20 protein-coding genes are annotated in these 19,797 nt (G+C 61.2%); 6 read left to right on the top strand and 14 right to left on the bottom strand.

What is annotated here, in order from left to right; translation table 11 throughout:
• Positions 1-30 precede the first annotated feature (30 nt).
• The 3 genes from TRIHO_RS17090 (at position 31) to TRIHO_RS17100 (ending at position 2,902) form a co-directional block, all read left to right on the top strand.
• A complete protein-coding gene (locus TRIHO_RS17090) occupies positions 31-564 on the top strand; it encodes a tetratricopeptide repeat protein (RefSeq protein WP_068246447.1) in 534 nt (177 codons plus the stop codon).
• A 78-nt stretch (positions 565-642) separates the two neighbouring features.
• Complete coding sequence (locus TRIHO_RS17095) at positions 643-1,752, top strand: flagellar motor switch protein FliG (protein ID WP_068246450.1); 1,110 nt, start codon at positions 643-645, stop codon at positions 1,750-1,752.
• 205 nt (positions 1,753-1,957) lie between these two features.
• Positions 1,958-2,902, top strand: a complete 945-nt coding sequence (locus TRIHO_RS17100) for a lysophospholipid acyltransferase family protein (protein ID WP_068246453.1) — start codon at positions 1,958-1,960, stop codon at positions 2,900-2,902.
• Here the strand turns inward: TRIHO_RS17100 and TRIHO_RS17105 are convergent.
• Complete coding sequence (locus TRIHO_RS17105; RefSeq protein ID WP_068246455.1) at positions 2,899-3,606, bottom strand: DUF1223 domain-containing protein; 708 nt, start codon at positions 3,604-3,606, stop codon at positions 2,899-2,901. The genes TRIHO_RS17100 and TRIHO_RS17105 overlap by 4 nt on opposite strands.
• Before the next feature lie 219 nt (positions 3,607-3,825).
• Here TRIHO_RS17105 and acnA point away from each other — a divergent pair, with 219 nt between their 5' ends.
• The gene (acnA, locus tag TRIHO_RS17110; protein ID WP_068246458.1) at positions 3,826-6,573 is read left to right on the top strand and encodes an aconitate hydratase AcnA; all 2,748 of its coding nucleotides are present in this window, start codon (positions 3,826-3,828) and stop codon (positions 6,571-6,573) included.
• A gap of 138 nt (positions 6,574-6,711) precedes the next feature.
• The gene (locus tag TRIHO_RS17115; protein WP_068246460.1) at positions 6,712-7,056 is read left to right on the top strand and encodes a hypothetical protein; all 345 of its coding nucleotides are present in this window, start codon (positions 6,712-6,714) and stop codon (positions 7,054-7,056) included.
• Between the two features lie 216 nt (positions 7,057-7,272).
• On the opposite strand, the gene TRIHO_RS17120 is transcribed toward TRIHO_RS17115, so the two are convergent.
• The 9 genes from TRIHO_RS17120 to yajC all read right to left on the bottom strand — a co-directional run bounded on the left by TRIHO_RS17120 (position 7,273) and on the right by yajC (position 13,664).
• Positions 7,273-7,815 (bottom strand): DsbE family thiol:disulfide interchange protein, encoded by a 543-nt coding sequence (locus tag TRIHO_RS17120; RefSeq protein ID WP_068246462.1) that lies wholly within the window; start codon positions 7,813-7,815, stop codon positions 7,273-7,275.
• Positions 7,808-7,963 (bottom strand): heme exporter protein CcmD, encoded by a 156-nt coding sequence (gene ccmD / locus TRIHO_RS17125; protein ID WP_068246466.1) that lies wholly within the window; start codon positions 7,961-7,963, stop codon positions 7,808-7,810. The genes TRIHO_RS17120 and ccmD overlap by 8 nt, the downstream gene beginning before the upstream one ends.
• Entirely contained in the window at positions 7,956-8,693 is a 738-nt protein-coding gene (locus TRIHO_RS17130; RefSeq protein ID WP_068246469.1) for a heme ABC transporter permease, read from the bottom strand. The genes ccmD and TRIHO_RS17130 overlap by 8 nt, the downstream gene beginning before the upstream one ends.
• Positions 8,694-8,737: 44 nt before the next feature.
• Positions 8,738-9,394: a heme exporter protein CcmB gene (ccmB, locus tag TRIHO_RS17135; RefSeq protein ID WP_068246472.1), complete on the bottom strand. Its 657-nt coding sequence runs from the start codon at positions 9,392-9,394 to the stop codon at positions 8,738-8,740.
• Entirely contained in the window at positions 9,391-10,002 is a 612-nt protein-coding gene (gene ccmA / locus TRIHO_RS17140) for a heme ABC exporter ATP-binding protein CcmA (RefSeq protein ID WP_068246475.1), read from the bottom strand. Before ccmA ends, ccmB begins: the two co-directional genes overlap by 4 nt.
• Positions 10,003-10,131: 129 nt before the next feature.
• Positions 10,132-10,485, bottom strand: a complete 354-nt coding sequence (locus tag TRIHO_RS17145) for an Mth938-like domain-containing protein (protein ID WP_068246478.1) — start codon at positions 10,483-10,485, stop codon at positions 10,132-10,134.
• 223 nt (positions 10,486-10,708) lie between these two features.
• On the bottom strand, positions 10,709-11,677 hold the full coding sequence (gene secF, locus TRIHO_RS24220) for a protein translocase subunit SecF (RefSeq protein ID WP_068246481.1): 969 nt from the start codon (positions 11,675-11,677) through the stop codon (positions 10,709-10,711).
• 3 nt (positions 11,678-11,680) lie between these two features.
• On the bottom strand, positions 11,681-13,345 hold the full coding sequence (gene secD / locus TRIHO_RS24225) for a protein translocase subunit SecD (protein WP_068246484.1): 1,665 nt from the start codon (positions 13,343-13,345) through the stop codon (positions 11,681-11,683).
• A 34-nt stretch (positions 13,346-13,379) separates the two neighbouring features.
• The gene (yajC, locus tag TRIHO_RS17160) at positions 13,380-13,664 is read right to left on the bottom strand and encodes a preprotein translocase subunit YajC (RefSeq protein ID WP_068246491.1); all 285 of its coding nucleotides are present in this window, start codon (positions 13,662-13,664) and stop codon (positions 13,380-13,382) included.
• Positions 13,665-13,931: 267 nt separating this feature from the next.
• On the opposite strand from yajC, the gene serS reads away from it, so the two are divergent.
• Entirely contained in the window at positions 13,932-15,224 is a 1,293-nt protein-coding gene (gene serS, locus TRIHO_RS17165; protein WP_068246494.1) for a serine--tRNA ligase, read from the top strand.
• A gap of 123 nt (positions 15,225-15,347) precedes the next feature.
• On the opposite strand, the gene TRIHO_RS17170 is transcribed toward serS, so the two are convergent.
• The 4 genes from TRIHO_RS17170 to der form a co-directional block, all read right to left on the bottom strand.
• Positions 15,348-15,989, bottom strand: a complete 642-nt coding sequence (locus TRIHO_RS17170) for a helix-hairpin-helix domain-containing protein (RefSeq protein WP_068246498.1) — start codon at positions 15,987-15,989, stop codon at positions 15,348-15,350.
• A 101-nt stretch (positions 15,990-16,090) separates the two neighbouring features.
• Positions 16,091-17,044 carry a fatty acid desaturase gene (locus tag TRIHO_RS17175; RefSeq protein WP_068246501.1) on the bottom strand — a complete coding sequence of 318 codons (954 nt, stop codon included), beginning with the start codon at positions 17,042-17,044 and terminating at the stop codon, positions 16,091-16,093.
• 198 nt (positions 17,045-17,242) lie between these two features.
• Positions 17,243-17,893 carry a MarC family protein gene (locus TRIHO_RS17180; protein ID WP_068246504.1) on the bottom strand — a complete coding sequence of 217 codons (651 nt, stop codon included), beginning with the start codon at positions 17,891-17,893 and terminating at the stop codon, positions 17,243-17,245.
• A gap of 42 nt (positions 17,894-17,935) precedes the next feature.
• Complete coding sequence (der, locus tag TRIHO_RS17185) at positions 17,936-19,414, bottom strand: ribosome biogenesis GTPase Der (protein WP_068246505.1); 1,479 nt, start codon at positions 19,412-19,414, stop codon at positions 17,936-17,938.
• Between the last annotated feature and the right edge of the window lie 383 nt (positions 19,415-19,797).

Genomic DNA, 19,797 nt, shown 5'->3' on the forward strand with positions numbered 1-19,797 from the left:
TCACATATGACAAGCGCACAGGAGGTTATCATGCGTCTCACAGCTCTCGCCGTTGCACTCGTACTCCCGATTTCTGTTTTCGCTGCCGGAAGCGACAGCACCACACCGCCAACACCCAGTGAAACCACCAAGAAATGCTGGGGCAAGCGGGTCTGGGATCAAGAAACCCAAAAATGCGTGAAGCCGGAAGAATCGTCGATGAACGGCCAGCAATTGTTGGAAACCGCGCGCGAGCTGGCCTACCTGGAGCGGTTCGACGATGCGCAGGCCGTGCTCGCCGCGCACCCGGATCAGACGGATAGCCGGGTGCTGACCTATTGGGGGTTCACCAATCGCAAATTGGGTCGAACCGACCTTGCCAACGACTATTACGAACAGGCAATCGCGCAAAATCCCGACAACATCCTTGCGCGCAGCTATATGGCACAAGGCTTTGTGGCCAATGGAGAATATGCTCAGGCCCTGGCCGAATGGAAGGAAATCAAGGCACGCGGCGGCGCTGGCACCTGGGCCGAAGCCTCCCTGCGGCGCGCAATCGAAACTGGTGTGACCGTTAACTACTAAACTTCAGGCTTTCTTTACTGCTGAAGGCCTATCGTGACCCATGACAGAAAGAGAATCTTTTCGGGTCTAGGTTCAAGAATGGAACAATCATCAGCGTTAGCGCTCCCTATGGCGCCACTGGGCGGCGGTCTTGACAGTTTTTCGTCACCCTCGCCGTCCCCGTCTCTCATGGGGGGCAGCCCACAACTTAGTGGGAAAGCCAAAGCCGCAATCGTCGTGCGCCTTCTGTTGAACGAAGGCGCCGACGTACCGCTCGAAGAGCTGCCTGACGATCTGCAGCTGGAGTTGACGCAGCAAATGGGCAAGATGCGTCTGGTGGATCGCCAGACCGTCGAGGCCGTTGCTGCCGAATTTGCGGAGCAACTTGAAAATGTGGGGCTCTCCTTCCCCAACGGTCTGGCAGGTGCCCTGACCGCGATGGAAGGAAAAATCAGCCGCCACACCCATTCCCGGCTTCGCAAAGAAGCGGGCGTGCGGCAGTTTGGCGACCCCTGGGAACGGCTGCGCAAACTGCCGCCAGAAGACCTGGCGCAACTCGCCCAGGCCGAAAGCACCGAGGTGGCCGCGGTTCTGCTCTCCAAGATCGACACCGCCAAGGCGGCCGAGATGTTGCAGCACCTGCCGGGCCCGCTGGCCCGCCGCATCACCTATGCGGTCAGCCAGACCAGCAATGTCACGCCGGACACGGTGGACAGGATCGGCCTGTCGCTGGCGTCGCAAATCGAAGCGCGGCCCCAGGTCGCCTTTGAGCAGACGCCGGGTCAACGGATCGGCGCCATCCTCACCCAATCGCAAGCCGCGAAACGGGAGGAGGTGCTGACGGCACTGGACGAGGAAGACGAGGAATTCGCAATCGACGTGCGCAAGTCCATCTTCACCTTCGCGCTCATCGCGCAAAAGGTCGAAGCCGTGGATGTGCCGAAACTGGTGCGGGCGCTCGGGCCGCAAGAGATCACCACCGCGATCGCCTTTGCAACCGAAGAAGACGACGTCGCCTCGGTCACGTTCCTTCTGGAAAACATGTCCTCGCGGATGGCCAACAACCTGCGCGAAGAGGCAAACCAGCTTGGCCGGATCAAGCGCTCCGATGGCGAAGCGGCCTTTGGCCTCATCGTCAATACCCTGCGCGAGATGGTCGTCAACGGCGATATCGAACTGAAGTCAGACGACGGCGACGACGACGATTGATCTCCGTCCGTGCCTGATTTCAGGTCCCGTTTGCACGCAGTCCCGTTTGCACGCTGTCCCGATGGCCCAGGACGATGGGCGACCGGGGCTGGCCCGCAAGACACGAAAAACCCGCGCCGGATCTGGCGCGGGTTTCTTGTCCCTGCCGTCCGGGGCCGCTATGGTGTACCGTCGCCGGACAACGATCTAGGACAGGCCCGACCCAATGCCCGCTGCCCCTTCCGAGCTAACCCGCTCCGAACGTTTCAAATATTTCTCGATCAATCTGCTTCTTCGGGGCCTGATTGGCGGGTTGAACCTGATCCCCTACCGTCGGCGCGTGTCGGCAATGGGCTGGGTGCTGCGCCAGCTCGCACCGATCACCGGGTTTCACAAACGGGTGCGGCGCAATCTGGCCTACACGCGCCCCGATCTCAGTCCTGCCGAGGTGGAAACCCTCTGTCATGAGGTTGCAGACAATGTCGGCCGCACCCTGGCGGAGCTTTACGCCGGCGCGCCATTCTGGGCCCGGGCGCGTGCTGCACCGCTGACCGGTCCGGGCCTTGCGGCCCTGAACGCCGCCCGCGCTGCTGGTCAGCCGGTGGTGCTGGTGACCGGGCATTTTGGGAACTACGATGCGGCGCGCTCCAAACTGGTGCAAATGGGGTTCAACATGGGGTCGTTGTATCGCCGCATGGCAAACCCCTATTTCAACGACCACTATGTCAAAGCCATCTCTGCCACCGGCAAACCGATGTTCCAGCAGGGCAAACGCGGCATGGTCGAGATGGTGCGCCACCTCAAATCCGGTGGCAATATCGCCATCGTGGCGGATATGCATGCCCAAGGCGGGCAATACCTGCCGTTTTTTGGCCGCCCGGCGCTGACCTCCACGGTTCCGGCCGAACTTGCGCTGAAATACAAGGCGGCCTTTATTCCGATCTATGGCATCCGCTGCGACAACGGTCTGGATTTCGAGGTGCACCTGTCGGACGAGATCCCCCATAGCGATCCCGTCACCATGACACAGGCGGTCTGCGACGATCTGGAAACCCAGGTGCGGGCGCATATGGGTCAGTGGTTCTGGGTCCACCGGCGCTGGAAACCCATGCATGACACACCGCATCCCGATGCGCCGAAAAGCCCGCCGCCGCCTGCGGCCGGAGCCTAGTTCACCCGCGCAGCCGCCAGAACAGCGCCATAAGGCCATTCCTGAACCAGCACAGCTGCCGGCATGTCGTCCGGCAGGGTGACCGTCATATCAAACGGCGTCGTACCATCCCAATCGGACAGAACCTCGTGGCTGGCGACCACATTGGCGTAATCCAGCGTATGGCCCGCCAATTCGCCTCGTTTGATCGCAACCCGGCGCAGGGGCATATAGCGGACCAGCTGGACGCGCAACGCCTCGGCTCGCTGCGGCTGGAGCGCGGGCATCGACACCGACAATTCCGTCCCCGACAGTCGAACCGCGATGTCGACCTTGGCGGCATGGCCCAGATAGCGTTCCATCACCTCGGCGACTTGCATCGCATCGGCGCCCACCACATCCTCCTGCCCCATGATGATCATCTGCGGCGTGTAGATCATGTTGCGCCCCGCCACATGGGCATATCCCCGCTGACGGTCAGTGTGATCGGGGTCCGCGAATTGATCCGTCCAGCCGATATAATCCCAGTAATCGACGTGATAGGCCAAGGGCAGAATGTCGTCCCGCTGCGCCATCCGCTGCAGCAACGCATCCGCCGGAGGACAGGACGAACAGCCCTGCGAGGTGTAGAGTTCCACCACCACCGGCGACGGATCCGCAGCAAGAGGCTGAGAAACTGCGCAAAGCGACGCAAAAAACAATGTGGGAAGCGAAATAAAACGCATGAGTCGCCCGTCCGGTTGTTAGGGTTACGGGTGTAGGCGGCCCGCTCAGCGATGGCCAATCAATCATTCTTGAGAGGTGTGACAGCAAAAACCGCCAAAACTGTGTACGATTGCATACAAATTATCAGGCAACCTCGTTTCTTCTATTGAATGAGGCGACTGCATGATGCAGATAAGCCGCAGCGAAGTCCCTATTTGTCACTCATGAGGGAGGCCAACATGCCTATCACCGTCGGACAGGACTCTGCCAAAACACGCAAATCGCTCAGCGTGAATGGCAAGTCGATTTCCTATTACTCGATCCCCGCCGCCACCCAAGCCGGTCTTGGTGATTTCTCCAAACTTCCGGCGGCCCTCAAGGTTGTGCTGGAAAACCTCCTCCGCTTCGAGGATGGCGGCTTCTCCGTCTCCACGGACGACATCAAGGCCTTTGGCGAATGGGCTGCAAAAGGCGGCAAGAACCCGCGCGAGATCGCCTATCGCCCAGCCCGTGTGCTGATGCAGGACTTCACCGGCGTGCCTGCCGTGGTCGATCTGGCCGCCATGCGCGACGGCATCAAGAACCTTGGCGGCGATGCCAACAAGATCAACCCGCTGGTGCCTGTCGACCTCGTGATCGACCACTCCGTGATGATCGACGAATTCGGCAACCCGCGCGCGTTCCAGATGAACGTGGACCGCGAGTATGAGCGCAACATGGAGCGCTATACCTTCCTGAAATGGGGTCAGACCGCATTTGACAACTTCCGCGTTGTGCCCCCCGGCACCGGCATCTGCCACCAGGTGAACCTGGAGTATCTGGCACAGACCGTCTGGACCGATACCGACCAGAACGGCGAGGAAGTGGCCTATCCCGATACGCTTGTCGGCACCGACAGCCACACCACCATGGTCAACGGCGCCGCCGTTCTGGGCTGGGGCGTGGGCGGCATCGAAGCCGAAGCGGCCATGCTCGGCCAGCCGATCTCCATGCTGATCCCCGAGGTTGTCGGGTTTGAGCTGACCGGCGCGATGATGGAAGGCACCACCGGCACCGACCTGGTGCTGAAGGTCGTCGAAATGCTGCGCGAGCTGGGCGTTGTTGGCAAATTCGTCGAATTCTACGGCTCTGGCCTCGACAAGCTGCCGCTGGCGGACCGGGCGACCATCGCCAACATGGCACCGGAATACGGCGCGACCTGTGGTTTCTTCCCGATTGATGCGGAAACCATCCGCTATCTGGAAAACACCGGCCGCGACAAGGACCGGATTGCCCTGGTCGAGGCCTACGCCAAGGAAAACGGTTTCTGGCGGGACGAGACCTATGCGCCGATCTATACCGAGACCCTGAGCCTCGATATGGGCACCATCGTGCCTGCGATCTCTGGCCCCAAGCGTCCGCAGGACTACGTGGCGCTGGACGCCGCCGCGCCCGCGTTCAAAAAGGTGGTCTCCAACTATCGCGGTGTCGATGCCTCGGCCGATGCCAGCGACATGGCGGCAGAGGGTCCGGCACCGACCGCGCCGATTGATCCGCGCAAGTCCCACCCGGTTGCAGGCGAAGACTACCAACTGCACGACGGCTCTGTTGTGATCGCCTCGATCACCTCCTGCACCAACACCTCGAACCCCTATGTGATGATCGGGGCCGGGCTGGTGGCGAAAAAGGCGCATGAACGTGGCCTGACCCGCAAGCCTTGGGTGAAAACCTCGCTTGCGCCAGGCTCGCAGGTTGTTTCCGCCTATCTGGAGGCCGCCGGTCTGCAAGAGCATCTCGACGCGATTGGCTTCAACCTCGTTGGCTATGGCTGCACCACCTGTATCGGCAACTCCGGTCCGATCCAGAAAGAACTGTCCGAAGCCATTGCCGAAGGCGATCTGGTCGCAACCTCGGTCCTGTCCGGCAACCGCAACTTTGAGGGTCGTATCTCTCCGGATGTGCGCGCCAACTATCTGGCCTCGCCGCCGCTGGTCGTGGCCTATGCGCTGGCCGGCGACATGAATGTCGATCTGACCAACGACCCGCTGGGTCAGGACCAGGACGGCAACGATGTCTATCTGAAAGACATCTGGCCGACGACACAAGAAGTCGCGGATCTGGTCCAGGAAACCGTCACCCGTGACGCCTTCCTGACCAAATACGCCGACGTGTTCAAAGGCGACGAAAAATGGCAGGGCGTGGATGTTCCGGATCAGGAAACCTACGACTGGCCCGCGACCTCGACCTACATCCAGAACCCGCCCTATTTCCAGGGCATGGCGGCGGAACCCGGCACCATCAAGGATGTGGTTGGCGCCAAAACGCTGTTGATCCTGGGTGACATGATCACCACCGACCACATCTCACCGGCCGGTTCCTTTGCCACCACCACGCCAGCGGGCGAATATCTGCTGGATCGTCAGGTGCAACCGCGGGAGTTCAACTCCTACGGATCGCGCCGGGGCAACCACGAGATCATGATGCGCGGCACCTTTGCCAACATTCGGATCAAGAACGAGATGCTCGACGGTGTCGAAGGCGGCTACACCAAAGGCCCCGATGGCAAGCAGACTTCGGTCTTTGATGCGTCGATGGCCTATCAGGAAGCAGGCACGCCGCTGGTCATCTTCGGTGGCGAGCAATATGGCGCCGGCTCCTCCCGCGACTGGGCGGCCAAGGGCACGGCCCTGCTCGGTGTCAAAGCGGTCATCGCCGAAAGCTTTGAGCGTATCCACCGCTCCAACCTGGTTGGCATGGGCGTCATCCCGTTCGAGTTTACCGGCGGCGACACCCGTAAATCGCTCGGCCTGACCGGCGATGAAACCGTGGATATCAAAGGCTTGGAAAGCGTCACGCCGCTGCAAGAAGTCACCTGTGACATCACCTATGCAGATGGCAGCAGCAAATCCATCACGCTCAAGTGCCGGATCGATACAGCCCCCGAAATCGAGTACATCGAAAACGGCGGCGTCCTGCACTACGTGTTACGCAAGCTTGCCAAAAGCTGATCTGCGCTCCATTGAACTCTGGAAAAAGGGCGGCAAAAATGCCGCCCTTTTTTGTATTCTTCACGCTAGTGACACAAAGGTAAGAGTTTCGGCCCATAATCCAACCATGTGATGCAAATTGCAAAGTTAGGTCGAGACATGATTGCCATCGTTACCAAGTACCCTGCCCGTCGAGAAAAATTTGACGACCTGCTCGCCTTTGTCACCAACCTTGTGAAAGACAAAGACAAGATTCGCATCGGCTGTTCGGAATCACATCTATACGCCTCGCCAAACCGGGACGAAATTCAGGTTGCCAGCATCTGGGAAAGCCTGGAGTATTACGAACGCTACGTGGACGAGCTTGTGTCCCGATTTGCCGTCCTCGACCTGCAATCAGAGCTTCTTCGCGATGAGGTTCGCATCGAAGTCTACGACACGCTGGACGCTGGAATGATCAATCAGGTTCCGCTGCGGTCGGAACGGCATCAGCCGCACGCATAGTCACACCACGATGCAGCCTCGGTCCGTGGGGCCGACATTCTGTTGCGCCTCACCGGTCCACAGGCTGCTGATCCAGACGCAGTGTGTCTCGTGGCGTGTGGTTCGTGCAGGAAGATCCCATGATCCGTCCCGATGTGCTGACTGTATCCGGTGGCGACCGCCTGCAATCCGTTCACCGCACAGGAGCGCTCAGGGCGCGCGCGCCTGCACACGAGGTCACTCCGCTGTGGCGGCCTTTTCCAGCGCCGGGCGAATGGTGCTTTCCAAGACACGCGCGGTGATCGGTCCGGCGAACCGCAGAACGATTTTTCCGGCGCCATCAATCACATAGGTTTCCGGCACGCCGTACAGCCCCCAATCCAGCGCCATCCGGCCACTGGCATCCTGGCCGATCGCAGCATAGGGGTCCCCCAGTTCCGCAAGAAAACTCTCCGCGTTGCGGAGCTGGTCCTTGTAGTTGACCCCATAGATCGGCAGGCCTTCGGCGGCGAGGGCCTCCAGACTGGGGTGTTCTGCGCGACAGGGCCCGCACCAGCTGGCCCAGTAGTTCACCAACTTGACCTCTCCGTCACGCAGGGTGGCATCGTCAAAGCTGGCCTTGCCGGGAAAATCGGTCAGCACCACGGGCGGCGCGCCTGCGCCCTCCCGCGCCGAGGGCAGGCTTTCGGGGTCGTCACGCCCCATGCCAACCAGCGCGAGGCCAACAAAACTGGCAAAAACCACCAAAGGGATCGCCATCACGGGGGAGATTTTAGCCATTGCGTTCAATCCTGTGTTCGACTTCGCGCAAACGCGCCCGTATTTTCGCGCCCCGCCGCAAAGTGAGGACCAACAGCCCCAACAGCAACAGCAGCGACACCCCATAGGCGGAGAGAACCGTATCGGTGTATTTTCCCAGATCAGGCATCTGCGGCCATCCTCTCGCGTGCGATCAGCGCCGCCATGCGCCGGGCGCGAATTTCGGTACCAGTGCGATAAAACACCAGCGCCACAAAAAACACTGCGAACCCGGCCATGCAGGCATAGAGCGGATAGGCAAAGACATCCGCCACGTTTTCCTCCTTGTCCAGCGACAGAGAAGCCCCCTGGTGCAGCCCCTGGTTCCAGAAATTCACCGCATAGCGCGACAGCACCGCAAAAACGGACCCCACCAGACAGAGGATCGCGGTCAGATCCGCCGCCGTGTCCGGGTTATCTATGGCTTCCCACAGGGCGATATAGCCAAGGTAGAAAAGGAACAGCACCAGGAATGAGGTCAGCCTCGGGTCCCAGGCCCACCAGGTGCCCCACATCGGCTGCCCCCAGATCGCCCCGGTCACCAACGCGATCAGCGTCATCACAATCCCCACCGGGGCGGCGGCACGGGCGGCCAGGGCGCTGACGTGATGGCGCCGGATCACCCAGATCAGCGAGGCCACAAGCATCATGAACCAGGCGTTGATTGCCATCAGGGCCGCAGGCACATGCAGATAGATGATCTTTACCGTGGCACCCTGACGATAATCGTCGGGCGTGAAGAAAAAACCCCAGATCAGCCCGCCCAGCATCAAAACGGCCGACAGCCCCCAGAGCGGCGGCAACAGCCGTTCGCTGGTGGTCAGGAACTTTTTCGGATTGGCATATTCCCAGATCGACATGAGGGCTATCTAGCTCCTGTTTGGAGGCATCGCAATCACCTCGGCTAGCGCAAATTGACGCGCAGCACGGCGGCAGACGCAAAGGGCATCAGGGCGATGGTGCCAAGGGTGAGGCCCGCCAGCATCAACAGTGGTGCCTCCAGCGGCAAATGGCTGGCACCGCGCCGCGCCACCTCGGCCCCAAAGATCAAGACCGGCACATAGAGGGGCATCACCAGGAGAGACAACAGCAAACCGCCGCGTTTCAATCCAACCGTCAGCGCGGCACCAAACGTGCCGATGACCGACAAGGCCGGGGTGCCGATCAGCAGCGAGAGGGTGATCCATAGATAGCCGGGCGCTGGCAAATTCAGCAGGACCCCAAGCAAAGGCGCGGCCAGAACCAGCGGCAGCCCCGTCGTCAGCCAATGGGCCAAGGCCTTGATCGAAACAACAGCTTCCAGCGGCACCGGCGCGGTGGCCAGCAGATCCAGCGAGCCATCTTCCCAATCCAGCGCCAAAACCCGGTCGAGTGACAACAGACAGGCCAGCAACGCTCCGAGCCACAGCACCCCCGGAGCGATCACCGCCAGGGTTTCCGGGGTCGGACCGACCGAGAACGGGACCATCACCGTGACGATCAAAAAGAAGGCCAGCCCAAGGCCAAAGCCACCGCCAGCGCGCAAGGCCAGCCGTAAATCCCGCAGCAGCAGCGCGCTCACAGAAATCCCCCCTCGTCGGCGACATAGGCCGCTGAAGTCGCCCGGAACGGGGCCAGATCCAACACGCGGCCCGCCACCCCAAGGTCGATATGGGTCGCCATGATCGCGGCGCCGCCGCTGTTCAGATGGCCCTGAACCATGGCGGCAAACAGCGCCACCGAGGTGCCATCAAGGCTGACGGTCGGTTCATCAAGCACCCAGACCCGCCGCCCTGTCACCATCAACCGGGCCAGGGACAGCCGTCGTTTCTGCCCGGCCGACAGCCCGCCCGCCGGACGGTCCCGCAACGCCTGCAGGTCCAAGGCCGCGAGCGCAGGCGTGATGGTGACCACGCCAAAGACCTTTGCCCAGAACTGAAGGTTCTCTGCCACTGTCAGGGTCGGCTTGAGACCATCCGCATGGGCCCCATAGGCGATTTCGTCCAGGTCGCAGATAAGCTCGCCGTGCAGCGGTGGCTGAAGGCCTGCCAGTGTCCGCAACAGCGTGGTCTTGCCGCTGCCATTTGGGCCGCGCAGGATCAGGGCCTCACCCGCGCCAAGCGTGAAGGACAGGCCCGTCAAAACCGGCAGGCCGCCGCGGCTTACGCCCAGATCCCTGGCTTCTATCATCCTGCCTCCGAAATGCGGTCGAACGTGTTTAGCGCGTTGTCTCGACAGTTGAAACGGCGCATTTGTCCGATCCCGACCGGTGCGATCTCAGGCTCTGACCTGCATCGGTCAAACACCGCAAGACTGCGCTCAGACCGGCAAAGCCGCCAACGCGATACGCCGGCCTTCTGAGAGCAGGACATTGTAGGTGCGGCACGCCGATGGCGAGTTCATCACCTCGACCCCGAGGCCGGCCTCTTCTAGGGCCGCGCGCAGATCGCCCGGGATATGCGCAATCTCGGCGCCGGTCCCGATGAACAGCACGTCAACCTCGCCCGCCAGCGCCAACAAGGCCGCGCGGTCAGCATATCCGCCCCAGGGCTGCGTGCCTGTGGCACCGGTCAGGATCGCGCCTTCTTTGACGACGCCGCCAACCCGAAAAAATCCTGCGCCGTAGCCGTCGATCGGCACGGCATCGGAATACACCACCTCGTTTAGACGCATGGGATTTCTCCTGTTCTGGCATGGGGCTGCACGGTTTGCACCCTGCGTATCATGCCAATTGCGCCGCCGAAACCGGCAAGTGTCGCTGCCGCGACGCTCTGTCTCAGGCGTTCTGGACCTTTTGGCAGGCAAGAGCCGGCCGCGCATTTGCCGGGTGGTTTCGACAAACGAAAACAGCCGCAGCGCAGGCCACGGCTGTGTTTCATTGCAAGCGGGTAAACCCTCAGGCGTCGATATTGGCGAACTGATTGCCGGTGGTCTTGTCCGGTTTGGACCAGTCCCGCGTCACCCCAAGCCACAGCAGGATCGTCGATGCCACAAAGATCGACGAATAGGTGCCGATCACCACGCCCCAGATCATCGCAAAGACAAACCCACGGATCACATCGCCGCCCAGCACATAAAGTGAGATCAACGCCAGAAGCGTGGTGACAGAGGTCATCACCGTCCGGCTGAGCGTTTCGTTGATCGAGATATTGAGGACTTCGGACAGTGGTTTCTGCTTGTAGCGCCGCAGGTTCTCGCGCACCCGGTCAAAGACCACCACCGTGTCGTTCAGCGAATAGCCGACAATGGTCAACAGGGCTGCGATGATCGCCAGATCGAATTTGATCTGCAATTCGGAAAAGACCCCGATGGTCAGGATGACATCGTGAACCAGCGCCACAACCGCCCCGAGCGCGAACTGCCATTCGAACCGCAGCCAGATATAGACCAGCACCGCGCCAATCGCGAGCACCACGGCCAGCACAGCTGTCTGCACCAGCTCGCCCGAGACTTTTGGCCCGACGCTTTCCACCGAGATGAATTTGATCCCCGGTGCCACCGTGGCCAAAGCCGCCTCGACATCCGCGATCACCTGGCTGGCGAGGGCTTCGCCATCCTCCTGCGCTTCGATCCGGATCATCGCGACGTGCTGGTCTTCGTCGAATGTCGGATCGAACACTTCGGTGATCGAGATATCGCCCAGTTCCAGCGGCGCGATGGCATCGCGATAGGTGGCGATATCCAGGTTCTGCGTCGCTTCGGTCCGGATCGTGGTCCCGCCCCGGAAGTCGATGCCGAAGTTCAGCCCCTGCAGCAAGAAAGAGGTAAAGCCGACAATGACCATCAGGGCGGAGATGCCCAGCCAAAGCTTCCAGCGTTTGAAAAAATCAAAGGAGGTCCCCTCGGGGACGAGTTTCAACCGCATCTGTTACACCTCGATGGTTTTGGGACGGCGACGCTCGAACCACATCACGATAATCAGACGGGTCACGAAAATCGCGGTGAAGACCGAGGTCAAAATGCCGAGACCAAGGGTGATGGCAAAGCCGCGCACCGGGCCAGAGCCCATGGCAAAGAGAATCACGGCGGTGATGAAGGTGGTGATATTGGCATCAACAATCGCCGAAAGCGCCTTGCCGTATCCTTCGTCGATGGCTTTCGCCGGACCGCGCCCTGCCTTCAGCTCCTCGCGGATCCGCTCAAAGATCAGCACATTGGCATCCACCGCCATGCCAACCGTCAACACGATCCCGGCAATACCGGGCAAGGTCAGGGTGCCGCCAATCAGGCTGAGCGCGCCGAAAATCAGGGTGATGTTCAGGATCAGCGCGATATTGGCAAAAAACCCGAACAGCCCGTAGCTCAGCACCATGAAGACCAGTACCGCCACGAAGGCGACCACGGTGGCAACCTTGCCGGCATCAATGCTGTCCTGGCCCAGCTCCGGCCCGATGGTGCGTTCTTCGAGGAATTCCAAGGCCGCCGGCAGCGCGCCTGCCCGCAGCAGAACCGCAAGCTTGGTGCTTTCCTCGACGGTGAAATTGCCGGTGATGATGCCGGAACCACCAGGAATATGGGACCGGATCACGGGGGCCGAAATCACCTCGTCATCGAGGACAATGGCGAAGGGCGCACCGATGTTCTGGGCGGTGTAGTCACCGAACTTGCGCGCGCCAGAGGTGTTGAAGCGGAAGTTCACCGCCGCCTGACCGTTTTGGTCAAAGGCGGGCTGGGCATCCACCAGTTCCTCGCCGGTCACGACCGGGGCCGCTTCGACCGTATAGAATGTGCCCGGCTCATCCAGCGACGGGATGACCTTGTTGCCGACACCGGGGTTGGCCTCGCCATCAGAGCCACGGCTGACGACCGGGTTAAAGGTCAGTTGCGCGGTGGTACCGATAATCTGCTTCAGTTCGGACGCAGAGCCGATCCCCGGCACCTGGATCAAGATCCGGTCACTGCCCTGGCGCTGGATCGTCGGTTCGCGGGTGCCAACCTCGTCGATCCGGCGCCGGATGATTTCCAGCGATTGACGCACCGTGCGGTCGTCAGAGGCAAGCTTTTCCTCGTCCGAGAGCGCAATGGTGATGGTTTCGCCCTGGCCACTGACCACGATGTCGGTGGCCCCTGCGCCAGTGAGCGAGGTCACCGGATTGGCAAGGCCGCGCACCAGTTCCAGCGCGCGGGCCATGCCGTCACTTCCCGACAGACGCAAACGAATCTGATCGGCTGGCGCGTCCGGCACCCGGCGGAAGGTCCCAACCGCGGCGCGCTCTTCGCGCAGGACATTGCGCACCTCGGGCCAGAGCGCATCCATCCGGGCCGCATAGACGTCTGCAACCCGGACCTCAGCGAGCAAATGCGCCCCGCCCCGCAGGTCCAGCCCCAGGTTCACAAGCCCCGATGGCATCCAGCTTGGCCATTGCTCGGCAACGGTCAGCCGCTCAGGCGTTGCGCCCGCGACCTCGATTTCGGCATAGGCATCGTTGGACTGTTCCACACGGGTGTAGAACGCATTTGGCAGGGCGAGCAAAAGGCCGGTCACGCAAACCAGCCAGATAAGCACCCTCTTCCAGGTATCAATTTGCAGCATTACCCTGCCTTTTCAGAAACTTGCGAGGCGAGGCTCAGGATGCGGGTTCGGTCTTGTTCAGCACCTGCGCGATGGTGGACTTGACCACGCGCACTTTGACGCCTTCTGCAATCTCTACTTCGACTTCGCCGTCTTCCTTGACCTTGGAGACCTTGCCGATCACGCCACCCTGGGTGACAACCTGATCGCCCCGGCGCAAAGCCTGGACCATGTTCTGGTGATCCTTCAGTTTCTTCTGCTGCGGACGAATGAGCAGGAAGTACATGATCGCGAAGATCAGGATCAGCGGGATAAACTGGGCGATTGCGCCACCTTCCATGGGGTGTTCCTTCTGTCTTTTGGGGGGCCGTGAATAAAGGCCCGATTTGGCGGGGAACCTATGCGGTGCATCGGGGCTTTGCAAGGCGCGGCAGACGCGTGGGACAGGCATTTGGCCCTTTCACGGCGCCCAGGCGGTCCGACAGCCGTCCAAAGCCGGCCCATGGGCAACAAGATCCCTCCCCGACCCTCCTGCCCTCTTTCCCTTCTGCGCCTGCTCGGGCATAGCTAACGACATTGATTCAATCAGCATGACAGGAGCAGACCCATGCATGATATCCGCGCGATCCGCGAGAACCCGGCCGCCTTTGACGCCGCTTTGGCGCTGCGTGGAGAGTCTGCCCTGTCCTCTGACATCCTCGCTCTGGACGAGGCACGCCGGGCCAAGATCCAGGCCGCAGAAACCGCTCAGGCCGACCAGAACAAGGCGGCCAAGGCCATCGGCGCCGCCAAGGCCAAAGGCGATGACGCCGAATTCGAACGCCTGCGCGCCGAAGTCGCCAGCAAGAAGGCCGAGGTCGCGACGATCCAGACCGAGGCTAAGGAGCTTGATGCCAAGCTCACCGATATGCTGGCGCGCATTCCCAACAGCCCGGCCGAGGACGTGCCCCAAGGCGCCGATGAAGCCGACAACGTCGAGGTGAAACGCTGGGGCGACCTGCCTGAATTCGCCTTCGCACCAAAGGAGCATTTCGAGATCCAAGGCGTCGCCCGCGCGATGGATTTCGAGACCGCCGCCAAGATCTCTGGCGCGCGCTTCGTGGTCCTGACCGGCGCCGTGGCCCGCATTCACCGCGCATTGGCCCAGTTCATGATCGACACCCATGTCGATGAAAACGGCCTCACCGAGGTCAACGCGCCGGTTCTGGTGCGCGACGAGGCGATGTATGGCACCGACAAGCTGCCCAAGTTCGGCGACGACAGCTACCAGACGACCAATGGCTGGTGGCTGGTGCCCACCTCCGAGGTGCCGCTGACCTATACTGTGGCCGGTGACGTGCTGGACGAAAGCGCGCTGCCGATCCGCTACGCCGCCCATACGCTCTGCTTCCGCTCCGAAGCCGGTTCGGCCGGCAAGGATACCTCCGGCATGTTGCGCCAGCACCAGTTCGAGAAGGTCGAGATGGTGTCGATCGTACACCCCGACCACTCTGATGAAGAGCAAAAGCGGATGCTGGGCTGCGCCGAAGGCATTCTTGAGAAACTGGGCATTCCCTACCGGACGGTCATCTTGTGCACCGGCGACATGGGCTTTGGCGCCCGTCGCACCTATGACATCGAAGCCTGGGTGCCCGGGCAAAATTGCTACCGCGAGATTTCGTCGGTCTCCACCACCGGGGCCTTTCAGGCGCGCCGGATGAATGCACGGTTCAAGCCTGCGGGGGGCGGCAAGCCAGAGTTCCTGCACACGTTGAACGGGTCTGGCCTTGCCGTCGGCCGCTGCCTGATTGCCGTTCTGGAAAATGGCCAGAAGGAAGACGGCTCCGTCACATTGCCCGCGGCGCTGGCGCCTTATCTCGGTGGCAAGCTGACTCTCGCGGCATCGGGCGAGCTTTGCTGACAGGTCCCGGCAGCGGGCCACAGGCCAGCCGCCCACACCAAGGCCACCCCGGCCCAGGAACACAAAAACCGGCGCCAATCTGCGCCGGTTTTCAATTGCGGGCAGTGTAAGGCCGCCCCGCTTCTATTTGTCTTTCTTCTTCTTTTTCTTTTTCTTCTTCTCACCGGATTTGGCAGCGAGGATTTTCTTCGCCTTCGCCTTTTCCTTGGCAATGTCGGTCTTGGCCTTGCCCTTTTCCTTTTTGGCCTTGGATTTGGCCTTGTCCTTGGCCGCCGCGAATTCCGCCAGCAAGGCCTTGGCCTTTTTCGCAGCTTTTGCGGCCTTGGCTTCGGCTTTGGCGGCTTTTTCTTCCGCCGCAAGGCGGGCGGCCTCCGCAGCCGCGACAACGCTGTCAATCCCGTCGCGCAGCCCCTCATCCCCGGCCTTAACGGCGGCGGCGGCGCTCTGGGCTGCGGTCTTGGCGGCGGCAACCGTGCTGGGTTTCACCGCTGGCCGCGACGGTCTGGGTTTGCGGGGCGCGGCAGCGGCTCTCGCTGCGGCCTTGCGCACCGGTTTGCCTGCAGCAGGCGCCGCGGTGGGTTGGGCGCCGGCAAGGGATTTGGCCGCAGCGCGAAGACGGGCGATACGGCTGACACCCAGGCCCGGAACCTCCGCCAGCTCATCGTCCGGTTTCGCCGCAAGATCTTCGACAGACCTGATACCGTGATCGTGCAACGCCTTGGCAAGCGCAGGTCCAACACCGGGGAGCTTTAAAAGCGGGGTCATGCGTCAGTCATGCCTCCTGATTGTCATGGTTTCCATAAGGATTTGATATTAACACCCAAAATCCGGCGCTGTCCAATCGCAGATCACGCGCATTGAACGGGTCAGGAGGGAAACGGCACCAGCCGACGCTGATCTTCGTCCCATAATTTCAACCCAAGCGCCCGCAGCGCTTCGCCGAACTTGATCCGTCGCGGCGCAAATTCCGGCGGCATGTTGTAGTGGCATTGCCGCAGCCGATAGCTGGGAATTCGCGCATTGAAATGGTGGATGTCATGCAACGTGATGTTGGCAACGGCGAAGTCGAAGAACCACCCGAAATCAAGGCAAGACGACCCCTGAAGCGCCGCCTCCTGCGGGTTCAGATCCGGGCGTCGATCCCAATAGGTGTCTTCAAAATTATGCTGAAGATAGACCAGAAACACCCCAAGCATGCCGCCGAGAAAGCTGAATCCGAACCAGATCGCCAACCCCGTGGTCCCCGCCCAGGCATAGAGCAGAAGCAACCACAGGATGATCGCCAAATTATGCAGGACCACCGGCAGGACCCCGAATTCCAAGGTATTCTTGGGCCAGCGATAGCGGATGAAGTAGGTAAAGGCCGCCCCGATGGGCACCAGCACCAGCGGATTGCGATAAAGCCGGTACTGCAGCCTCTCCCAGCCATCGGCGTTGGCCCATTCCCGCACGGTCATGGTGTGGATCTCGCCGGCCTCGCGGTGTTCGAGATTGCCAACATTAGCATGATGGAGATTGTGATTCTGCTTCATCACCTCGAACGGTGCGAATGTGAAGGGCGACAGGGCATGGCCCGCCCATTCGTTCTGGCGCCGGGTCTCAAACAGCGAGTGATGCCCGGTGTCGTGTTGCAGTACATAAAGCCGCACCGCGCTGAACGCAAAAACAACGCCGGCCGCGCCGAGCAGAAGCCACGAATGGGAATAGGAAACCGCCAGATACAATGCGGAGAAATAGACTGCAAATGTGCCAAAGTAACTCAGCGCGGCGAGCCGGTTGTCTTTCTGAGTGTATTGGCGTGTGTAGGCTCTCAGATCCATGTCTGACCCCATAAATACGCTCTGTAACGTCCGCATGACGATGCGAACGCAGGAGAAAATGCTCCTTGCTCAGTTAATATGCATACCCCCTATGACAAGAGGCAAGCGGAAAGGAAAATCGCTCTGCGCAGGAGTTTGCCGGTCGCCAGGACGATACAGGACGATACAGACTGACCCAGCGCACCCTGTCCCCTGGGGTCAGCCCGGCACCCCGGACAACGCGAGGACACCCATTTCTTCAAGGCCTTGCAATACGCTGTCCACAGCAACCGTTGCCAGAATGAGCCCCATGATACGGCTGATAACGCTGACCCCCGTTTGGCCAATCAGCGTCTGAATCTTACTGGCCAGCAGCAGCAACACAAAAGTTATCGCCAGGACCACCAGCAGCACCCCCGCAGTCATCGCCTGTTCGGCTACACCCGTGGAATGATTGTCGGTCAGTATCACCACCGCAAGAATTGCCCCCGGCGAGGCGATCGACGGGATCGCCAACGGGAACACCGCCCCCGAAAGATCCTCGGATTCCGCTTTCTTGATCTCGGTCGCGGCCTTGCTCTCGCCAAAGATCATGCTGAGCGCAAAGAGAAACAACACGATCCCACCTGCAATCTGGAACGACCCCAGGCGCAGCCCGATCGCTTCCAGAATAAGCTGGCCAACCAATAGAAACAGCCCAAGCACCAGGGCCGACACCAAGATGGCCCGCAGCGCAAGCGAGCGATGCAGCCTTTGCGGCACCGCTGCCGTGGCAAACAGAAAGACCGGAATGGTCCCGACCGGGTCAATGACCACAAAAAGAGTGATGAACTCCCGCAGAAGGTCCTGAATTTCAACCGGCCAGCTCATGTGGCGCTCTCTCCTGTCAGCAGCCTGACCGCGATGGCGCGATCAGCTCTTGCGGCCCTCAAGGTGTTTGCGCAGACGCGAGGGAGCGGCTTTTTTGCGGTTCTTGTAGGGGTTCTTGTCGCTCTGGCCGCGCAGGGTCAGCCGGATCGGTGTGCCCGGCATGTCAAAATCCTGCCGCAACCCGTTCACCAGATAGCGGTTGTAGCTCTCTGGCATCTTGTCGGGGTGCGAGCACATGACCACAAAGCCCGGCGGGCGGGTCTTTGCCTGCGTCATGTAGCGCAGCTTGATCCGCTTACCCTGGGGGGCTGGCGGCGGGTGCTGCTCCAGCATCCCCGCGAGCCAGCGGTTCAACGCGGCCGTCGGGATACGCCGGTTCCAGACGTCATGCGCCTTCAGAATGGCCGCGTTCAGCCGATCCAGGCCGCGCCCCGTCTTGGCCGAGACCGTGATCAGCGGCGCACCGCGCAACTGCGGCAGCAGCCGTTCAAAGGATTCCTTGAGATCACGCAGCTTGTCCTGCTTTTCTTCTTCGATGTCCCATTTGTTGACGGCGATGACAACGGCCCGCCCCTCGCGTTCGGCCAGGTCGGCAATCCGCAGGTCCTGTTGTTCAAACGGGATCGCCGCATCGAGCAGCACCACCACGACCTCGGCAAATTTGACGGCCCGCAGCCCGTCTGAAACCGACAGTTTTTCCAGCTTTTCCTGAACCTTGGCCTTCTTGCGCATACCAGCGGTGTCAAAGATCCGCATCGGCGTCCCGGCCCAGTCGATCTTGAGACTGATGGCGTCGCGGGTGATGCCCGCCTCGGGACCGGTCAGCAGGCGGTCTTCGCCGAGGATCTTGTTGATCAGCGTCGATTTGCCGGCATTGGGGCGGCCAACCACAGCCACCTGAAGCGGCTTGTCCATGGTTGGGACCGGCGTCGCTGCGATTTCCTCGCCTTCGTTGAACTCCGCATCGGCGTCTTCGTCGAATTCCACATCGGTTTCCGGCGCGGTGTCCTCGGCGAGCTTCTCGAACCGATCAAAGACGGGAACAAGTTCGGTATAGAGGTCGTTCATCCCCTCGCCATGTTCCCCCGATAGCCGGATCGGCTCTCCCAGCCCCAAACCATAGGCTTCCAGCACACCGGCATCGGCGGCAGAGCCTTCGGATTTGTTGGCGGCCAGAATCACATGCGCGGATTTCTTGCGCAATATCTCGGCAAACACCTCATCCGTCGCGGTCACGCCAACCCGGGCGTCGATCATGAAAAGGCAGACGTCAGCCATTTCCACGGCCCGTTCTGTCAGGCGACGCATCCGCCCCTCAAGGCTGTTGTCAGTCGCATCCTCCAGCCCGGCGCTGTCGATCACGGTGAACCGCAGATCGCCCAGCCGTGCCTCGCCCTCGCGCAAATCCCGCGTCACACCGGGCTGATCGTCGACCAGCGCCAGTTTCTTGCCGACGAGACGGTTGAACAATGTGGACTTGCCCACATTGGGGCGCCCCACGATGGCGAGCGTAAAGGACATGATGCCAAGCTTTCAGTGATTTGAAACGCGCGCATATCGCATCTTGCGCACGCATGCCAGTAAAAAAAGGCCAACCCTGTGGTGGCGACGCAGATCGCGCCACATTGCGCCCCATGGGTGAGATCCGGCGCGGGACGCGATGCTGCCCCGACAACCACCGACCTGACGGGCAATCTACGACGGCGAGCGGGCACCGACAAGCCCGGGTCGGCATGAACGGATCGGACCGGCCTAATCGGATTGGCCAACGCAGACTGATACAGGCGCCCCCGGAACGCGGACCCGCTCAGCGCCCGCGGACCGGGCCTGTCCCGGTGGTGCTCCCGCCCCTTTGTCACGCGGCCTTCGGCCACGCGACAAGAAGCGTTGGGCCGGGCGGGGGC

This window comes from Tritonibacter horizontis, from assembly GCF_001518015.1.
GTDB classification, from domain to species: Bacteria; Pseudomonadota; Alphaproteobacteria; order Rhodobacterales; family Rhodobacteraceae; genus Epibacterium; species Epibacterium horizontis.

What these genes read in the sequence shown, in the direction of transcription:
- TRIHO_RS17105 (WP_068246455.1), bottom strand. Translation starts at nt 3,606, where the DNA reads ATGCGTTTTATTTCGCTTCCCACATTGTTTTTTGCGTCGCTTTGCGCA.
- secF (WP_068246481.1), bottom strand. Translation starts at nt 11,677, where the DNA reads ATGCGGTTGAAACTCGTCCCCGAGGGGACCTCCTTTGATTTTTTCAAA.
- serS (WP_068246494.1), top strand. Translation starts at nt 13,932, where the DNA reads ATGCATGATATCCGCGCGATCCGCGAGAACCCGGCCGCCTTTGACGCC.
- TRIHO_RS17095 (WP_068246450.1), top strand. Translation starts at nt 643, where the DNA reads ATGGAACAATCATCAGCGTTAGCGCTCCCTATGGCGCCACTGGGCGGC.
- acnA (WP_068246458.1), top strand. Translation starts at nt 3,826, where the DNA reads ATGCCTATCACCGTCGGACAGGACTCTGCCAAAACACGCAAATCGCTC.
- ccmA (WP_068246475.1), bottom strand. Translation starts at nt 10,002, where the DNA reads ATGATAGAAGCCAGGGATCTGGGCGTAAGCCGCGGCGGCCTGCCGGTT.
- TRIHO_RS17090 (WP_068246447.1), top strand. Translation starts at nt 31, where the DNA reads ATGCGTCTCACAGCTCTCGCCGTTGCACTCGTACTCCCGATTTCTGTT.
- TRIHO_RS17100 (WP_068246453.1), top strand. Translation starts at nt 1,958, where the DNA reads ATGCCCGCTGCCCCTTCCGAGCTAACCCGCTCCGAACGTTTCAAATAT.
- TRIHO_RS17145 (WP_068246478.1), bottom strand. Translation starts at nt 10,485, where the DNA reads ATGCGTCTAAACGAGGTGGTGTATTCCGATGCCGTGCCGATCGACGGC.
- der (WP_068246505.1), bottom strand. Translation starts at nt 19,414, where the DNA reads ATGTCCTTTACGCTCGCCATCGTGGGGCGCCCCAATGTGGGCAAGTCC.
- TRIHO_RS17120 (WP_068246462.1), bottom strand. Translation starts at nt 7,815, where the DNA reads ATGGCTAAAATCTCCCCCGTGATGGCGATCCCTTTGGTGGTTTTTGCC.
- secD (WP_068246484.1), bottom strand. Translation starts at nt 13,345, where the DNA reads ATGCTGCAAATTGATACCTGGAAGAGGGTGCTTATCTGGCTGGTTTGC.
- ccmD (WP_068246466.1), bottom strand. Translation starts at nt 7,963, where the DNA reads ATGCCTGATCTGGGAAAATACACCGATACGGTTCTCTCCGCCTATGGG.
- TRIHO_RS17175 (WP_068246501.1), bottom strand. Translation starts at nt 17,044, where the DNA reads ATGGATCTGAGAGCCTACACACGCCAATACACTCAGAAAGACAACCGG.
- TRIHO_RS17170 (WP_068246498.1), bottom strand. Translation starts at nt 15,989, where the DNA reads ATGACCCCGCTTTTAAAGCTCCCCGGTGTTGGACCTGCGCTTGCCAAG.
- TRIHO_RS17115 (WP_068246460.1), top strand. Translation starts at nt 6,712, where the DNA reads ATGATTGCCATCGTTACCAAGTACCCTGCCCGTCGAGAAAAATTTGAC.
- yajC (WP_068246491.1), bottom strand. Translation starts at nt 13,664, where the DNA reads ATGGAAGGTGGCGCAATCGCCCAGTTTATCCCGCTGATCCTGATCTTC.
- TRIHO_RS17130 (WP_068246469.1), bottom strand. Translation starts at nt 8,693, where the DNA reads ATGTCGATCTGGGAATATGCCAATCCGAAAAAGTTCCTGACCACCAGC.
- TRIHO_RS17180 (WP_068246504.1), bottom strand. Translation starts at nt 17,893, where the DNA reads ATGAGCTGGCCGGTTGAAATTCAGGACCTTCTGCGGGAGTTCATCACT.